3 protein-coding genes are annotated in these 17,936 nt (G+C 70.8%); 1 reads left to right on the top strand and 2 read right to left on the bottom strand.

What is annotated here, in order from left to right; genetic code table 11:
- Positions 1-31 precede the first annotated feature (31 nt).
- On the bottom strand, positions 32-790 hold the full coding sequence (locus tag AABA78_RS17505; RefSeq protein ID WP_338264176.1) for a galactosyltransferase-related protein: 759 nt from the start codon (positions 788-790) through the stop codon (positions 32-34).
- A gap of 218 nt (positions 791-1,008) precedes the next feature.
- On the opposite strand from AABA78_RS17505, the gene AABA78_RS17500 reads away from it, so the two are divergent.
- The gene (locus tag AABA78_RS17500) at positions 1,009-2,247 is read left to right on the top strand and encodes a UDP-N-acetylmuramoyl-tripeptide--D-alanyl-D-alanine ligase (protein ID WP_338264175.1); all 1,239 of its coding nucleotides are present in this window, start codon (positions 1,009-1,011) and stop codon (positions 2,245-2,247) included.
- Positions 2,248-2,298: 51 nt separating this feature from the next.
- Here AABA78_RS17500 and AABA78_RS17495 read toward each other — a convergent pair whose 3' ends face one another.
- Positions 2,299-17,916 carry a non-ribosomal peptide synthase/polyketide synthase gene (locus AABA78_RS17495; RefSeq protein WP_338264174.1) on the bottom strand — a complete coding sequence of 5,206 codons (15,618 nt, stop codon included), beginning with the start codon at positions 17,914-17,916 and terminating at the stop codon, positions 2,299-2,301.
- Positions 17,917-17,936 lie beyond the last annotated feature (20 nt).

Genomic DNA, 17,936 nt, shown 5'->3' with positions numbered 1-17,936 from the left:
CGGTTGTCCTTTGCGCGAAGGGTTCCGGGGCTCACTGTCGGCGCCAGTCGAAGGCCACTCGCTGGAAGCTCTCGCCCCAGCCGTCGGGGTTGGCCTGGGGGGAGGCGGGGTTGAAGATGCGCTCCGCGTACTCGGGCGTGGGGGGCTCCGCCGCCTGCCGCACCTTCCGCGCCTCGAAGGACAGGTGGACGATGCGCATGTCGTCCAACGGGTGCTGGTAGGTCTCCGTCTGCATCAGCCGGATGCGGAGGTTGTCGTCGTCCCCGCCCCAGCGATCAAAGCCCTCGTCGTACCCGTTGATGAGGAACAGGCGCTCCCGTGGCACGCAGATGGAGCCGTAGAAGTGCCAGGGCGGCGCGCTGGCCTTCTCCAGCGAGCCTTCGTGGGCCTCCAGGGCGTCGAACGTCGCGAAGCACACGCGGCCCAGCGCGGCGGTCCCAGGGTTCGCCGCGATGTGTTCAAGCCCCAGCGCCGGCACGTCCGTGATGAAGGCGGACTCGGGAGAGACGACGAGCACGTTCTCACCCAGCGCGTGCCGCACGCCCACGTTGATGGCTCGGCACGGCGGGCGCCACGGATGGTCGAAGTCGTTCACCAGCACGCGCCACCGGATGGAGGGGAAGTCCCGGATGACGCGCCGCAACTCTGCCTCTTCACTCGGCTCATCCAGCGAGAGGACGACTTCATACTCCGGCCGGCTGAAGTAGCGCGCGTTCAGCGGCAGCACCCGTTGGAACTCCCGGATGCGCTTGTAGTAGGGCATGACGACGCTGAGCTTGATCTCGTTCACCCGGGGGGGCCTCTTCGTTCCGGGGGACTCCCGGCTTCGTGAAATCTATGCTTTCCGGACCTCTCTTGGCTAGCATGCCAAGCACGGAAGGCCGTTGGATCCGGTGTTTGTTACCAAGGTCTGAAGGTCTGTGCACGGGCCATGAAGGCATACAGATGATACGCATTGTGTGGAATGGTGCAGCGCGCATCGTTGGCTGGGTCTTGAAGATCCAGCTCATGCGCTACCTGAAGAAGAATCCCCAGGTGATGATCGTGGGAGTCACCGGGAGCGTGGGCAAGACCACCACGAAGCTTGCCATCGCGAAAGTCCTGGAGCAGCGGTTCAAGGTGCTGGCCCATCCAGGGAACTACAACAGCGAGACGGGCGTTCCACTGGCCATCTTCGAGCTGGAGTCGCCCGGTAGTTTCTTCAATCTGAAGGGCTGGATGGGTGTGGTGTGGGAGATGAATCGCCGTCTCAAGAAACCGCTTCGGTATGACGTGATCGTCCAGGAGCTGGGGGCGGGCCGCAGAGGGGATATCGGCTATTTTTCATTTCTCAAGCCCAGGATTGGCGTGGTCACCGCCGCCAAGCCCGCGCACCTCAAGGGCTTTGGGAGCATCGAGGCAATCGTAGACGAGAAGTTTTCGTTGGGGGAGCTCAGCCAGATCGCGCTGGTGAACGCCGAGGAGGAGCGGTTTGCCTCCAAGTTGGCCACGATGGCTGCGAGCAAGCTGCACACCTATGGCACCTCGAAAGGAGACTATCGCTACAGCATCCGGAGTTACTCCGCCGCGGACGGCTTTGAAGGGACCCTGGTCCTGGGAAAAAGGGAGGTGGACGCGTCCGTTCGAATGGTGGGGAGACACCTGGCTGAAGCGGTCGCCGCGGCCGCCGCCGTTGGCGAGCTGCTGGGCATGACGCCAGACGAGATCAAGGCCGGAGTCGAGCGAATCCAGCCAGTGCCTGGCCGGATGAATTCGCTGGAAGGCCAGAACGGCAGCCTGATTCTCGATGATTCTTACAATGCGAGCCCGGAGGCCATGATTGCGGCCCTCGACACCCTTCATGAGCTGCCCGGTCGGAAGATCGCCATTCTGGGCGGGATGAATGACTTGGGCTCGGACGGGGAGAAGTACTACAGGCAGCTCGGTGGCCACTGCGCTCGGCTCGATCTGCTGGTCACGGTCGCGAAGCTGGCCAGGCAGTACGTGGAACCCGCCAGGGCCGCAGGCCTTGGCGATGATAAAATCAAATGTTTCGACACTCCCCATGAGGCTGGCGAGTTCGTCGCGGGGCTCCTGAAGAATGGAGACACGGTGCTCGTGAAGGGGTCCCAGGAGGGAATCTTCTGCGAGGAGGCCACCGCGAAGTTGCTGGCGAACCCGGCGGACACGGTTCGCCTGGTCCGCCAGTCTCCAGAGTGGAAGAGCCGCAAGGCCCATGCCTTCAACACCCGACGGCAAGGCACATAGGTTGGACATCGCCTCCGCGAGGCGATGTCCAGCCCGTCATCCCCGGGCTTGTCAGGGGAGCAGCGCGGAGAGTCGCCGGTTCGGATCCGCGCAGCCCGCCGCCAACAGTCTCTGGAAGTCCTCGACGATGCGGTCCACCGTCCGCGCGTCATAGAGGTCGCCGTTTGCCTGGGCCATCAACGAGACGCGCTGGTCCTCCGATTCGGAGACGAAGAAGAACATGTTGACCATGAGGCTTCCTCCCTGGGGAACGTTCACGCGGTCGAGCTGAATCCCATCGGCCGAGGGCCGGGGACCCCCGGACTTCTGGAAGTTCTGCATGTTCAGTCCAGGGAAGGTGCGCGCGCTCTTGCTGTCCGGATTCATCCCAATCATGTCCAGCACCCGCTGATAGGGCAGGGCGGAGTGGGCGAGTGCGCCGAGCACCGCGTCACGCACGCGCGTGAGCAGCTCCTGGAAGGTGGGATCTCCTTCCAGGTTGGTGCGGATCAGGATGACGTTGGTGAAGCACCCGACGAGGTTCTCGACCTCGAGGTGGTCGCGGCTCCCGATGTTGCTGAACACGGTGACATCCCGAGCGCCGCTGCGCAGCGCGAGCAGGGCCTGGTAGGCGGCCATCGCCATCATGTACAGCGTGACGCCTTCGCGGTGGCAGAGCACCTTGATGGCGGCGGACAGGTCCACCGGGAAGGAGGCGGTCGTTGTCAGCGCGTTGTACGTGCGAGTGGTCGGGCGAGGTCTGTCCAAGGGGAAGTCGACCATCGTGACCCCCTCGGCCAGGTGCCTGCGCCAGTAGGACTCGAGCGACTCGAGGTGCTCGCCCTGCATCTGCTCGTGCTGCCACCACGCGAAGTCTGAGTATTGGATGCGCAGCTCGGGCAGCCGGGGGTGCTCGCCCCGGACGTAGGCCTGGTAGGCCCGGGTGACTTCCTGGAGGACGATGGCCTCGGACCAGCCGTCCCAGGCGATGTGGTGCGTCAGCACCAGGAGCATGTGCTCCTCCGGGCCCAGCTGGTAGAGCCACGCCCGGAACATGGGCGGGGCCATGAGGTCGAACGGCGTCTGCGCGTCCTGGTACACGCGCTGGCGCACCGCTTCCTCGCACTGCTCCCGAGGCAGCCCCGTGAAGTCCAGTTGCTCCAGCCGAACCGGAGCCAGCGGGGGCACCTGGAAGGCAAACCCGTCATCGCTCCGGGCGTAATGGGTCCGCAGGATTTCGTGGCGCTCGACGAGCGTGGTCAGGGCCCGCTCCAGCGCCTCGACGTCGAGCCTCCCCTTGATGCGGACGCACCGCGGGACGTTGCCGGCGCTCTTCGGCCGGTTCGGGTTCGAACCCGCGTAGCTGAGCCATCGTCTCTGTGCCATGGAGGCCGGGCCCGTGACGCGACCGACCGGGGTGGGACGCCGCGGGACGGACCTTGCGGGCGCCTCCTCCCGGGTGTCCTCGCCGCGCGAAACGCCCGCGAGGGCGTCTCCTCCAAGCTGCTCCAGTGCCCGAGCGAGTGCCTCGACGTTGGGGTGCTCGAAGAGGGCGCGCAGGGGCAGGTCGACGCCGAAGGTGACGCGGATGCGCGACATGACCTGGACGGCGAGCAGCGAGTGTCCACCCAGCTCGAAGAAGCTGTCGGTCACGCCCACGCGCTCCACTCCCAGCACGTCCCTCCAGAGCTCCGCCAGCCGTTGCTCGACGGGCGTGCGTGGGGCTTCGTACCTGGAGGCCGGAGTGGCGGACGCATCCGGTGCCGGCAGGGCCTTGCGGTCCACCTTTCCGTTGGACGTCAGGGGCAGGGCCTCCAGTGTGACGAAGGCCGAGGGCACCATGTATTCGGGCAGCTTCGCCTTGAGCTCCTGTCGCAGCGTGGCGGTGTCCACCCCGTGTCCCGCCGCCGGTACCACGTACGCCACCAGGCGCTTGTCTCCCGCGCGGTCCTCGCGCGCGAGCACCAGCGCCTGCCGGAGGCCGGGCTGCTGCTCGAGCACGGCCTCGATTTCGCCCAGCTCGATGCGGAAGCCGCGCAGCTTCACCTGGAAGTCGGTGCGGCCCAGGTACTCAATCTGCCCGTCCGCGCGGAAGCGGGCCCTGTCGCCTGTCTTGTAGAGGCGAGCTCCCGGCGTGGTGCTGAAGGGATGGGGGATGAAGCGCTCGGCCGTCAGGCCCGGACGGCCGAGGTAGCCGCGGGCCAGGCCCCGGCCTCCGATGTAGAGCTCCCCGGGAATTCCCACGGGCACCGGTTCCAGCGAGGGGTCGAGGATGAAGGCTTGCAGGTCCGGAATGGGCACGCCCACCACGCTGGCGGTGCCGCTGGCATCCTCCTGGCTCAGCGGGCGGTAGGTGACATGGACGGTGGTCTCGGTGATGCCGTACATGTTGATCAGCCGCGGCTGGCTGTCGCCATGCAGGGCGAACCAGGGTTGCAGGCCGCGGAAGTCCAGCGCCTCGCCTCCGAAGATGACGTAGCGGAGCGCCAGGGGCGGGGGCCTCTCCAGGGACTGCTCATGCTGGATGAGCTGACGGAAGGCGGAGGGGGTCTGGTTGAGGACGGTGACCGCTTCGCGCCGAAGCAGCGCATGGAAGTCCGCGGGCGAGCGGCTCACCCAGTAGGGCACGACGACGAGCCGGCCGCCGTATAGCAGCGCGCCCCACAGCTCCCAGACGGAGAAGTCGAAGGCGCTGGAGTGGAAGAGGGTCCAGACATCCCGCTCGCCAAAGTCGTACCAGGGCCGCGTCGCGGAGAAGAGGCGCAGGACGTTGGCGTGCGTGACGAGCGAGCCCTTGGGCCGCCCCGTGGATCCGGACGTGTAGATGACGTAGGCGAGGTGCTCCTCGTGCGTCCCCGCGTCCACGTTCCGCACCGGGAGGGTGGCGAGGGTGGGCCCTTCCGCGTCCAGGCACAGGACGTGCGCGCCGTGGGGCGGCAGGTTGGGGGCGAGCGACGTCTGCGTGAGCAGCAGCGGAACGCCCGCGTCCTCCAGCATGAAGGCCAGCCGGTCGCGCGGGGACGCCGGATCCATGGGCACGTAGGCCGCGCCCGCCTTGAGGATGGCCAGCAGCCCCACCACCAGCTCCGCGGAGCGCTCCAGGTAGAGGCCGATGCGCGACTCGGGCCCCGCGCCCCGCGCCCGCAGCCACGCGGCGAGCTGGTTCGCGCGCGCATTGAGCTCGCCGTACGTGAGGTGGGTGTCCTCGAAGGAGAGGGCGCGCGCATGCGGCGTGCGGGCCGCCTGGTCCTCGAAGAGGCCGTGCAGCGTGCCCTGCTGGGCGAAGTGCGTCTGGAGGGTGTTCCACTCCTTGAGGAGCTGGTGGCGTTCGGGGGCGGTGAGCAGCGCGAGCCTTCCCACGCGCGTGTCCGGCGTCTGGAGCGCGGCCTCAAGCAACACCTGGAAGTGCTCCGCGAGGCGCCCCGCGGTGGAGGCGTCGAAGAGGTCGGTGTTGTACTCCAGCGACCCGATGAAGCCGTCCGCTCCTTCCGCGAACTGGAGGGTGAGGTCGAACCGGGCGGTGGCGCTGTCCACCTCCAGGGGGCGCAGGCGCAGCTCGGGCAGGCGCAGCGCGGACACCGGGGCGTTCTGCACCACCAGCATGACCTGGAAGAGCGGCGGGACGCTCATGTCGCGCTCGGGGCGTACCACCTCCACCAACTGCTCGAAGGGCAGGTCCTGGTGGGCGTAGTCCTCCAGCGTGCTGTCACGCACCTGTCGCAGCAGCTCTCGGAAGGTGACCTCCGCGTTCACGCGGGTGCGCAGCACCAGGGTGTTGACGAAGAAGCCGATGAGCCCCTCCAGCTCCGCCAGCCGGCGGCCAGCGATGGGAGACCCCACGCTGATGTCGTCCTGCCCCGCGTAGCGCGCGAGCAGCACCTGGAAGGCCGTCAGCAGCAGCATGAACGGCGTGGCGCCTTCGCGCTGGGCCAGCGCGTGCAGGCGCCGGGCGGTCGCGGGGGCGAGCGTGAAGCCGTGGCGGGCGCCCCGGAAGGACTGCTGGGGCGGCCGGGGCCGGTCCGTGGGCAGCTCCAGCACCGCCGGGGCTCCGGCGAGGCGGCGGCCCCACCAGTCGAGTTGCTCGCGCAGCGCATCGTCCCGCAGCCACTGGCGCTGCCAGACGGTGTAGTCGGCGTACTGCACCGGCAGCTCCGGCAGGGGCGAGGGCTCTCCCCTCACGAAGGCGTCGTAGAGCGCGGCGAGCTCGCGCACCAGCACGCCCACGGACCAGCCGTCGGAGATGATGTGGTGCATCGTCAGCAGCAGCACGTGCTCGGACGGAGTCAGCGTCAGGACAGCCACGCGCAGGAGCGGGCCCGTGGAGAGGTCGAAGGGACGCCGGGCCTCCTCGCGGATGCGCCGCTCGCACTCCTCGCGCCGTTCGGACCCGGGCCAGGAGGAGAGGTCCGCCTCCTCGAAGGTCAGGGCGCCGGGCGCGTGGATGACCTGCCGCGCCTCTCCCGCTTCGGAGCGGAAGGTGGTGCGGAGGGACTCGTGGCGCGCCACGAGCGCGTCGAAGGCTCGCCGCAGCACGGCCCGATCCAGCGCGCCGTCGATTCGCAGGGCCGTGGGCAGGTGGTAGACAGAGCCGCCGGGGTCCAGTTGATCCAGGAACCACAGCCGCTGCTGCGCGAAGGACAGGGGCAGGGCGCCGTCCCTCGGGACGCGCTGGAGTGCGGGCACCCGCGAGGCGTGTCCTCCCTGGAGCAAGGCCTCGGTCCGCGCGGCGAAGGCCGCCAACGTCGGTGCCTCGAAGAGCGTGCGCAAGGGCACCTCCACGCCAAACGCCGAGCGCAGGCGGGAGACGAGCTGCGTGGCCAGCAGCGAGTGGCCGCCCCGGTCGAAGAAGGAGTCCTCGAGGCCCACGCGCTCCACGCCGAGCAGCTCCGCCCAGACGCTGGCCAGGGTCCGCTCCAGGTCGGTGCGGGGCTCCAGGTAGCGAGCGCCCTGCACCGTGTCCTCGCCGCCCGGACGGGGCAGGGCCTTGCGGTCGACCTTGGCGTTGGCGGTGAGGGGCAGGGCGTCCAGGCCGACGAAGGCGGCGGGTACCATGTACTCGGGCAGCCGCTGCTGGAGGAAGGCGCGCAGGGCGGCGATGTCCACCGCCTGGCCCTCCTGGGGCACGACGTAGGCGACGAGCCGCTGATCTCCCGGCGCGTCCTCGCGCACCACCGCCACGGCCTCGCGGAGGTTGGGGTGCTGGGCCAGCACGGCCTCCACCTCGCCCAGCTCGATGCGGTAGCCGCGCAGCTTCACCTGCGAGTCGATGCGGCCCAGGAACTCCAGCACGCCATCCGGACGGCGCCGGACGCGATCTCCCGTGCGATAGAGGCGCGCGCCGGGCACGTCGCTGAAGGGGTGCGGAACGAAGCGCTCCGCGGTCAGCTCCGGCCTGTTCCCGTAACCGCGCGCCAGCGGCACGCCGCCGATGTACAGCTCACCGGGCACACCCACCGGCACCAGCCCCAGGTGCGTGTCCAGCACGTGCAGCTCCACGTTGGCGATGGGACGCCCGATGGGGACCGGACCCGTCGCGAGCGCGGGGGGCGCGTCCTTGCCGTCCACCTCGTACACGCAGCAGCCCACCACCGTCTCGGTGGGGCCGTACTCGTTGAAGAGGCGCGTGGCCGGCGCGTGTGTCCGCCAGAAGGCGAGCAGCTCGTGGGTGAGTGCCTCACCGCCGATGACGAAGGCGCCCGTCGCGCCGGCCGCCTCCCCTGGCGACAGCAGCCGCGACAGCAGCAGCAGGTGCGACGGCGTCAGCTTGACGAGCGCGTAGCCCCGGTGCTCGCGAAGCGCCGCCGCCAGCCCCTCCACGTCGTCCTGTTCGGACACCAGCCGGACGCCCTGGCCCCGTGCCAGGGGCAGCAGCAGGCTGGTCACGGTCAGGTCGAACGCCAGCGGCGAGTGCACCGGGGCTCCGTATCCGCCCTCGCCAGGATAGGTGCGGGCACACCATGCCAGGTAGTTGACCACGCCCCGGTGGTCGATGAGCGCGCCCTTGGGCCGGCCGGTGGAGCCAGAGGTGTAGAGCACATAGGCCAGGTGCTCCGGTCCTGCCGACGGCACAGGCGCGGCGGAGTCCTGGCGGGCGATGAGGTCCCAGTCGCTGTCGAGGCACAGGGTGTTCGCCGCGTGCGGGGGCAGCCGCTCCACCAGCGCCCGCCGGGTGAGGACCACGGCGACCCCGGAGTCGGCGAGCATGAACGCCACCCGTTCCTCCGGATGGGTGGTGTCGAACGGCACGTAGGCGCCGCCCGCCTTCAGCACGCCGAGCAGCGCGACGACCATCTCCGCCGTGCGCTCCAGGAAGAGGCCCACGCGGACCTCGGGGCCCACGCCCAGGGTGCGCAGGTGGTTCGCGAGCTGGTTGGCGCGCGCGTCCAGTTGCGCGTACGTCAGGCGCGCGTCATCCGCCTCCACCGCGACGGCGTCAGGCACCCGGGCGGCCTGGAGGGCGATGAGTTCATTCACCGTGCGCTCGCGCGGGAAGTCCGCACGGGTGTCATTCCAGCCCACGAGCAACTGGCGGCGCTCCACGGCGGTGAGGAGCGCCAGGTCTCCCAGCCGGGTGGTGGGCGCCGACAGCGCGTGCTCCAGCAGCGACCCGAAGTGGCCCACCATGCGTTCGGCGGTCGCTGGCTCGAACAGGTCCGTGGCGTACTCCAGCGTTCCGACGAGCCCCTCGGGCCCGTCCACCAGCAGCAGGGTGAGGTCGAACTTGGAGAGGTGGCTCTCCACCTCCAGCGGCCGCAGGTGCAGGCCGGGCAGCCGCAAGGCCTCCATGGGGGCGTTCTGGAGCACCAGCATGGCCTGGAAGAGCGGCGAGGTGCTCAGGTCGCGCTGGGGGTTGAGGTCCTCCACCAGCTTCTCGAAAGGCACGTCCTGGTGGGCATAGGCCCCGAGCGCGTTGGCGCGGACCTGCTCCAGCAGCTGGAGGAAGGTGGGGTTGCCGCGCAGGTCCGCGCGCAGCACCAGGGTGTTGATGAAGACGCCGATGAGTCCTTCGAGCTCGGTCTGCCCGCGACCCGCGATGGGGGTGCCAACCCGGATGTCGTCCTGGCCCGAGTAGCGGTGCAGGAGCGTGTGGAACACCGCCAACAGCACCATGAACGGCGTGGCGCCCTGCTGTTGACTGAAGTCCTTCAACCGCGCCGACAGGGCGGGCATGCGGAAGGACCGGTGGGCGCCGCGGAAGGAGCGTGTGGCGGGCCGGGGCTTGTCAGTGGGCAGCTCCAGCGCGACCGGGACGTCGGAGAGCTGTTCGCGCCACCAGGCGCGCTGCCGGTCCAGGGCTTCACCCTGGAGCCAGAGTCGCTGCCATGCGCTGTAATCCGCGTACTGAAGGGCCAGCGGGGGAAGGGGCGAGGGTTGGCCCCGGGTGAAGGCGTCGTAGAGCGCGGCCAGCTCACGCACCAGCACGCCCATCGACCAGCCGTCGGAGACGATGTGGTGCATCGTCAGGAGCAGCACGTGCCGCGCCTCCTCCAGATCCAGCAGCGTGGCGCGCAGCAGCGGGCCCCGGGCGAGGTCGAAGGGGCGACGGGCCTCCCCGGTGGCCAGGCGCAGCGCTTCGCGCTGTTGCTCCGACCCGGGCAGCGCGGTGGACACGCTTCCACGCTCCAGGGGCACGGAGACCCGGGGCAGGATGCGCTGCTCGGCTCCCTCCGGGCCGGCGCGGAAGACGGTGCGCAGGGACTCGTGGCGTTCCACCAGGGCGTCCAGGGCGTGCTGGAGTGCGTCCGCGTTCACATGCCCTTCCAACTGGAGGGCGGTGGGGATGTTGTAGCTGGCGTTTCCGGGCTCCAGCTGATCCAGGAACCACAGCCGCTGCTGCGCGAAGGACATGGGCAGCGGGCCCGAGCGGCTCGTGGGGCGAAGGGCCGGCACGTCCGAGGCCGCGAAGGCGCCCAGCCGGGCCGCCAGCTCCAGGAGCGTGGGCGCCTCGAAGAGGGCCCGCAGGGGCAGCTCGACGTTGAACGCCGTGCGGATGCGCGACAGGGCCTGGGTGGCCAGCAGGGAGTGGCCGCCCAGCAGGAAGAAGTTGTCGTGGAGGCCCACGCGCTCCACGCGCAGCACCTCCCGCCAGATGGCCGCGAGCCGCTGCTCCGTCTCGCCACGCGGGGCGACATACTCGACCTCCGGGGCACGCAGGGACTCGGGGGGCGGCAGCGCCTTGCGGTCGACCTTGGCGTTCGCGGTGAGGGGCAAGGCGTCCAGGCCGACGAAGGCAGAGGGCACCATGTACTCGGGCAGGCGCTGCTGAAGGTGGGAGCGCAGGAGGGGGATGTCCACCGTCTGGCCGTCGCGGGGGACGACGTAGGCGACGAGCCGCTGGTCGCCAGGCACGTCCTCGCGCATCACCGCGACGGCGCTCGCCACCGGTGAATGGGTGAGCAGGGCGGCCTCCACCTCCCCCAGCTCGATGCGGTAGCCGCGCAGCTTCACCTGGGCGTCGGCGCGGCCGAGGAACTCCAGCACGCCGTCCTCGCGCCAACGGGCCAGGTCCCCCGTGCGGTAGAGGCGCGCGCCGGGCACGCCGGAGAATGGATCCGGCACGAAGCGCTCGGCGGTGAGCGCCGGCTGTCCCACGTAGCCGCGCGCCACGCCGTCGCCTCCCGCGAACAGCTCGCCGATGAGGCCCGGGGGCACGGGCTGTCCGTTCGCGTCCAGCACGTACACCCGGGTGTTGCCGATGGGGCGGCCAATGGGAACCCCCGTCCCCACGTCCCCGGGCGTCGTCATGCGGTGGCAGGAGGTGAAGAGGGTGCCCTCGGTGGGGCCGTAGCAGGCCGTCACCGGGATGCGCAGGGTCTCCAGCACGCGCTGGACGTGCGGCGCGGACACCACGTCACCGCCCGTCAGCAGTTGCTTCACCGTGCGCAGCGCGCGCGGGTGGCTGTCCACCACCTGGGTGAAGAGGCCCGCGGTGAGGTGCAGCGTGGTGACCCCGTGCTTCACCAGCACCGTCTCCAACTCGTACACGTCAGAGGGGGAGTGGGGCGGGAAGACGACCAGCCGGCCCCCGTGCAGCAGCGGCGCCCACAGCTCCAGGGTGGAGGCGTCGAAGGAGACCGGGGCGATGAGCAGGAACGTCTCGTCCGGCCCCAGGTGGGCGTAGTCGACGCCGAAGACGGTGCGCAGCACGGCCGACTGCTGCGTGCCCACGCCCTTGGGGCGGCCCGTGCTCCCGGACGTGAAGTCGATGTACGCGAGACTCTCCGGATGCGCGGCGCACGGCGGCGTGGACGTGGGCTGGGCGGAGAGGTCCAGCTCCTCCAGCACCACGGTGTGCACGCCGTCCGAGGGCAGCTTCGCGAGCGCCGCGCGCTGGGTGAGGAGCACGCGGGGTCGGGCGTCCTCGAGCATCGCGGCCAGCCGCTCGCGCGGGTAGGACGGATCCAGCGGGACGTAGGCGCCGCCGGCCTTGAGGATGGCCACGAGCGAGATGATCAGCTCCAGCGAGCGCTCCACGGCGAGTGCCACGCGGGAGTCCGTGCCCACGCCCAGGCCGCGCAGGCGCCACGCGAGCCGGTTGGCGCGCGCGTCGAGCTGCGCGTACGTGAGTGCCGTGTCCCCGAACTCGACGGCCACCGCGTCCGGCGCGCGGGTGACCACCTGCGAGAAGACCTCGGACAGGGTGCTGGAGCGCGGGTACTGGGTGGTGGTGGCGTTCCAGTCCAGCAGTACCTGGCGGCGCTCCACCGGGGTGAGCAGCGCGAGGTCATCCAGGCGGCCGCTCGCGGGTAGCGCCTCCAGCACCTGGATCCAGTGCCGCAGCACGCGCCGCAGGGGCCCCGCGGCGAAGCGCGGCGTCGCGAAGACGGCGCGCAGGCGCAGCACGGCGCCGGGCAGCACGGAGACGGTGAGCGGGTAGTTGCTCCGCTCGAAGCCGTGGATGTCGCTGACCCGCATGGACGGGCTTTCGAGGAGCGTCTCGTCGAGCGGGTAGTTCTCGAAGACGAGCAGCGAGTCGAACAGCGGCGTGCCCCGGGGCACGCCGCTCAGCGCCTGGACCTGGACGAGCGGGGAGTGCTCGTACTGGCGCTGCTCCAGCTGCCGCGCCTGGATCGACTGGAGCCAGGGCCCCAGGGGGGCGTCGCCGTCGGGCAGCGGGATGCGCACCGGCAGCGAGTTGATGAAGAGGCCCACCATGCCGTCGGAGCCGGCGAGCTCCGGGGGGCGGCCCGCCACGGTGTTGCCAAAGACGACGTCGGAGACGCGGGCATGGCGCGCGAGCACCACCGCCCAGGACGCGAGCGCCAGGGTGTGAAGGGTGAGCTGGTGCTGGCGCGCGAAGGCCTGCAGCGCGGTGGTGGCCTGTTCGGAGAGGGCGCCCTCCACGGTGTCCTGGCTGGTGGCGGGCTGGTGCGTGTCGGCGGGCAGCGGGGTGGTGGCGTTGAAGTCCTGGAGCGACGCGCGCCAGAAAGACTCGGCCGCGGAGGCGTCCCGACGCTGGAGCCAGGCGATGTAGTCCCGGAACGGCGGCCGGGACACGGTCGGGGGCGTGCCCCCCGCGCGCAGCGTGTCGTAGAGGGAGAAGACGTCCCGCATCAGCAGGCCCAGGCTCCAGCCGTCCACCAGCAGGTGGTGGTGGCTCCAGAGGAAGCGCGTGCGCTGGGCGCCCAGGAGGATGACGGTCAGCCGCAGGAGCGGCGCGTGGCGCAGGTCCACGCCGGCCTTCTGGTCGTCAGCGAGCAGTTGCTCCATGCGGGCGCGCTGCTCTGGCTTCGGCAGCTCGCGCCAGTCGAGCGTGTGGACGGGGAGGACGGGACACGCGTGGACGACCTGGAGGGGCGTGTCCAGGCCCTCCCAGTGGAACGACGAGCGCAGGATGGGGTGCAGCCGGAGGCATTCGCGCCAGGCGGCGAGGAACGCCTCCTGGTCCAGAGGCGAGTCCACGGTCCACGCGAGCTGCTGGAAGTAGACGGACGAGGACGGCGACAGCAAGGCGTGGAAGAGGATGCCCTGCTGCATGGGGGACAGCGGGTAGATGTCCTCCACCCCCGACGGAGCCTGCGCCACCAGCGCGTCGAGCGCGGGGCGGTCGAGGGCGGCGAGGGGGAAGTCGCCCGGTGACAGTCGGTGCGCGTCGTCGGAGTGCCGCTCGGCGATGAGCGCGCGCAGGTGCCGCGCGAAGCCCTGGCCCAGCGCCTCGATGGTGGCCGCGTGGTGCAGCGCGGTGCTGTAGCTCAGGGCGAACTGAAGCCGGCCCTGGGTGACGGAGCCGTTGACCTCCAGGACATGCAGCCGCTCCCCCGAGGGCGCGGACGACGGCCCGATGGCCTCCGTGGCGCGAGCGAAGCGCTCACTCGCCGCGGCGGTGGCATCCAGCTGGCCCAGGTAGTTGAAGGCCACCTGGGGAAGCGGTTGGGCCTTGAGGGCACGGGACACGGCTTCGGGCCCCATCCACTTGAGCAGACCGCCGCCGAGCCCGTGGTTCGGCATGCGGCGGAGCGAATCGCGCACGGCGCGCAGGCACTCGCCCGTGGTGGCCTGCGCTGGCACTGGCAGGAGCACGGGGACCATGGAGGTGAACCACCCCACGGTGCGTGACGTGTCCACGCCCGCGAAGAGGTCCTCGCGGCCATGGCCTTCCAGGTGCACCAGCGCGCGGGGCTGCCCCGTCCACTCCGCCAGCGCGCGTCCCAGCGCGGTGAGCAGGACTTCGTTGATTCGCGCGCGCCAGGCCCCGGGCACCTCCTGGAGCAGCACCCGTGTCTCCTCGGCGTCCATCGCGACGCGGACGCTCTGCTCGCTGTCACGCACGTTGGCGCCCGCGCCGTCGGTGGGCAGCGGCGCCACGTCGTTCCGGGCCGCGTCCAGCCAGAGAGGGGCCTCGGCGGCGAGCGCCTCGGACTGGGCGTGGGCGTGCAGGCGGCGCGTCCAGGCCTGGAACGAGGTGCTCTTGGCGGGAAGGCGGACCGGCTCGCCCCGCTCGTGCTGGGCGCACGCGGACTCCAGGTCCTCCAGCAGCACGCGCCAGGAGACGACGTCCACCACCAGGTGGTGGGCCACGAGCAGCAGTCGCTGCCCCCGGACGCCCAGGTCGAAGAGGGCGGCGCGGAACAAGGGTGGGGTACCCAGCGCGAAGGTGGACTGCAGCCGGGCGGCCTCGGCCTCCAGCGCCGCGGACTGCTCGGCGGCGGGCAGCGCGCCCAGATCCACCGAGAGCAGGCGGAAGGGCGCTTCCTGCACGGAAACGTTCTCCTGGAGCCAGGAGTCCTCGTGCTGGAAGAAGCGCAGGCGCAGGGCGTCGTGGTGCTCGACCAGGTGCCGCAGGGCCGTCTCCAGCCGCGAGGCCTCCTGGCGCACGCGGCACTCCAGGAGCAGCGACTGGTTGAAGTGGTGCGCGTGCGTGGCGTCGTGCGCGAAGAGGTGCTGCTGCAAAGGGGTCAGCGGCACCGGGCCGGTGACCACTCCCTGCTCATCCGTGGACTCGGAGGCGGCCTGGACGTGCTTCGCCAGCAGGGCCACTGTCTGGTGCTGGAAGAGGTCGCGCGTGGAGAGGACCAGTCCCGCCTGCCGCGCCCGCGCCACCACCTGGAGGCTGATGATGGAATCGCCGCCCAGATCGAAGAAGTTGTCGTGGATGCCCACCCGCTCCAGGCCCAGCACCCGGGCCCAGATGTCCGCCAGCTGCTCCTCCACCGGGGTGACCGGAGCGGCGTAGTCCGCCTTGGCCTGCGCGGCGCGGGTCCCGTCCGGCGCGGGCAGGGCCTTGCGGTCCACCTTGCCGCTGCTGTTCGTGGGCAGCGCCTCCAGGCACACGAAGGCCGCGGGCAGCATGTAGTCCGGCAGCCGCTCCTGCAGCGCCAAGCGCAGGACCGCCGGGTCCGGGGCCTCCTCCCCGGTGGGCGGCGCCACATAGGCCACCAGCCGCTTGAGGGCTGGCGGATCCTCGCGCAACACCACCACGGCCTCGCGCACGCCGGGCTGCTGGAGCAGCACGGCTTCAATCTCCCCCAGCTCGATGCGAAAGCCGCGCAGCTTCACCTGGAAGTCGACGCGGCCCAGGTACTCCAGCTCGCCGTCGGGCAGCCAGCGGGCGCGGTCGCCGGTGCGGTAGAGCCGCAGTCCTGGCTCCGTGGCGAAGGGGTCCGGCACGAAGCGCTCGGCGGTGAGGTCCGGCCGGCCCAGGTAGCCGCGCGCCAGGCCCATGCCTCCCAGGTACAGCTCTCCGGGCACGCCTGGGGGCACCGGCGCCAGGTGGGCGTCGAGCACGCAGGCTCGCGCGTTGGCGAAGGGCCGCCCCAGGGTGACGCGGCGCGGATCCACCCGCGTGTTGACCGTGGCGCACACGGTGGCCTCGGTGGGACCGTAGGCGTTGACGAAGCGGCGGCCCGGGGCGAAGCGCTGGGCCAGCTCCGGCGCGCATGCCTCGCCCGCGACGATGAGCGTGCGCACGCCCTGGAGTCCTTCGGGCTCCAGCTGCGAGAGCACCGTGGGGGTGAGCTTCAGCGTGGTGATGGCGTGGTCCGCGACGGTCTTGAGCAGGGGCGCGCCCGGCAGCAGCTCCTCGCGCGGGGCCAGCACCAGCGTCGCGCCGGACAGCAGCGCGGGGAAGATCTCGGAGATGGAGGCGTCGAACGCGCTGGAGAAGAACTGGAGCAGTCGGCTTCCCGGCCCCAGGTCCATGAACTCCACGGTGCGCAGCGCCGTGTTGCACAGGCCCTGGTGCCGCAGCAGGGTGCCCTTGGGCCGGCCGGTGGAGCCCGACGTGTAGATGACGTATGCCAGCTGGTCGCCGTCCACCGGGGTGTCCAGGTCGTCCTCGGACTCGCGTTCGACGCGGCCCCAGTCCGCGTCCAGGCGCAGCACGTAGCCCCGCCGGTCCATCAGGTGCTCGAGCGACGAGTCGGTGAGGAGCACCGGCGCCATCGCGTCCGACGCGATGTAGTCGAGCCGCTCGGAGGGCAGGCCCGGGTCGAGCGGGAGGAAGGCGCCGCCCGCCTTGAGGACGGCGAGCTGGGCGACCACGAGCCCGGCAGAGCGTTCCAGGCAGAGCGCGACGCGGATTTCCGGCCCCACGCCCACGCGGCGCAGGTGTCGCGCGAGCTGGTTGGCCCGCGCGTTGAGCTCACCGTAGGTGAGGGTCTCCTCACCGAAGCGCAGGGCGGGCGCGTCGGGCGCGCGGCGCGCCTGCGCTTCGAAGAGCCGGTGCGCCAGGGCGGGCTCGGGCAGCGCGCGGGTGGCGCCGTTCCAGTCCTCCAACACCTGCTGGCGTTCGGCGGCGGTGAGCAGCGACAGCTGGGACAGGCGCGCCCCGGGCGCGTCCTTCACCTGGTGCAACAGCGTCTCCAGGTGCCCGGCCAGCCGCTCGATGGTGGCCGCGTCGAAGAGGTCGCGGTTGTAGACGAAGTTGCCCAGGAGGCAGCCCTGCTGCTCCATGAAGGCCAGCTCCAGGTCGAACTTGGCGACGACCGTGTCCAGCACCACCGGGCGCATGGACAGGCCCGGCAGGCTCAGCTCGACGGGGGGGGCGTTGAGGAAGGCGAAGACCACCTGGAAGAGCGGGCTGTGGCCCAGGTTGCGCTCCGGCTTGAGCTCCTCGACCAGCTTCTCGAAGGGGACGTCCTGGTGTCCGTAGGCGCCCAGGGTCGTCTGCCGCACGCGCTGGAGCAGCTCGCGGAAGGTGGGGTCGCCGCCCAGGTCCGTGCGCAGCACCAGCATGTTGGCGAAGAAGCCGATGAGACCCTCCAGCTCGCCCAGGCGGCGGCCGGCGATGGAAGAGCCGACGCTCACGTCGTCCTGGCCCGCGTAGCGGCCGAGCACGAGCTGGAAGGCCGTGAGCAGCAGCATGAAGGGGGTCACGCCCTCGCGCGCGGCCAGGGCCTTGAGGGCCTCCGACAGCTCGCGGGAGTAGCGCACCGGCAGGGCCGCGCCGTGGAAGGTCTGCGCCGTGGGCCGTGGACGGTCGGTGGGCAGCTCCAGCCGCGCCGGCGCACCCTCAAGCTGCTGACGCCAGTAGGACAGCTGGCGCTCCAGCTCCTCCCCGCGCAGCCACTGGCGCTGCCAGTGCGCATAGTCCGCGTAACGCACCGGCAGCACCGGCAGCGGCGAGGGCTGGCCCTGGCTGAAGGCAGCGTAGAGCTGGCCCACCTCACGCACCAGCACGCTGGTGGACCACGCATCGGAGACGATGTGGTGGACGTTGAGCACCAGCAGGTGCTCCCGCTCTCCCAGCCGCAAGAGCGTGGTGATGAACAGCGGGCCGCGCTGCAGGTCGAAGGGGCGCTGCGCGGTGGCGTTGGCCTGCCGGAGCACCTCGGCTTGTCGCTCCGCCCCGGCCAGGGACGTCAGGTCCACGACCCGCAGGGCCTGCCGCTGGGGCGGGAGGATGACCTGCTCGGCGGAGTCGGCGTCCTGGCGGAAGAGGGTGCGCAGGCTCTCGTGGCGCCGCGTCAGCTCCGCGAAGGCCTGCTCCAGCACCGCGACGTCCAGCGCGCCCTCCAGCCGCACCGCGGCGGGCACGCTGTAGCGCGAGGTGCCCGGCTCCAGCTGCTCCAGGAACCACAACCGCTGCTGCGCGAAGGACAGGGGCAACCGCGCCCCCTCGGGCAGTCGCTCGAGGGGGGGCAGGGACGTGACGCTCGTGGCCGTGGAGGGCGTCCCCGCGCGCAGCTTCTTGAGCAGTAGAGCCTGCTTTTCGGGGGACAGGTTGGCCAGACGCTTGAGGAGGTCACTCATATCGCGGAGATCCGGAACGG

This window comes from Corallococcus caeni (genome assembly GCF_036245865.1).
GTDB lineage: Bacteria > Myxococcota > Myxococcia > Myxococcales > Myxococcaceae > Corallococcus > Corallococcus caeni.
The sequence above is the reverse complement of the archived record's forward strand: the minus strand, read 5'-3'. Positions and strand labels throughout refer to the sequence as shown.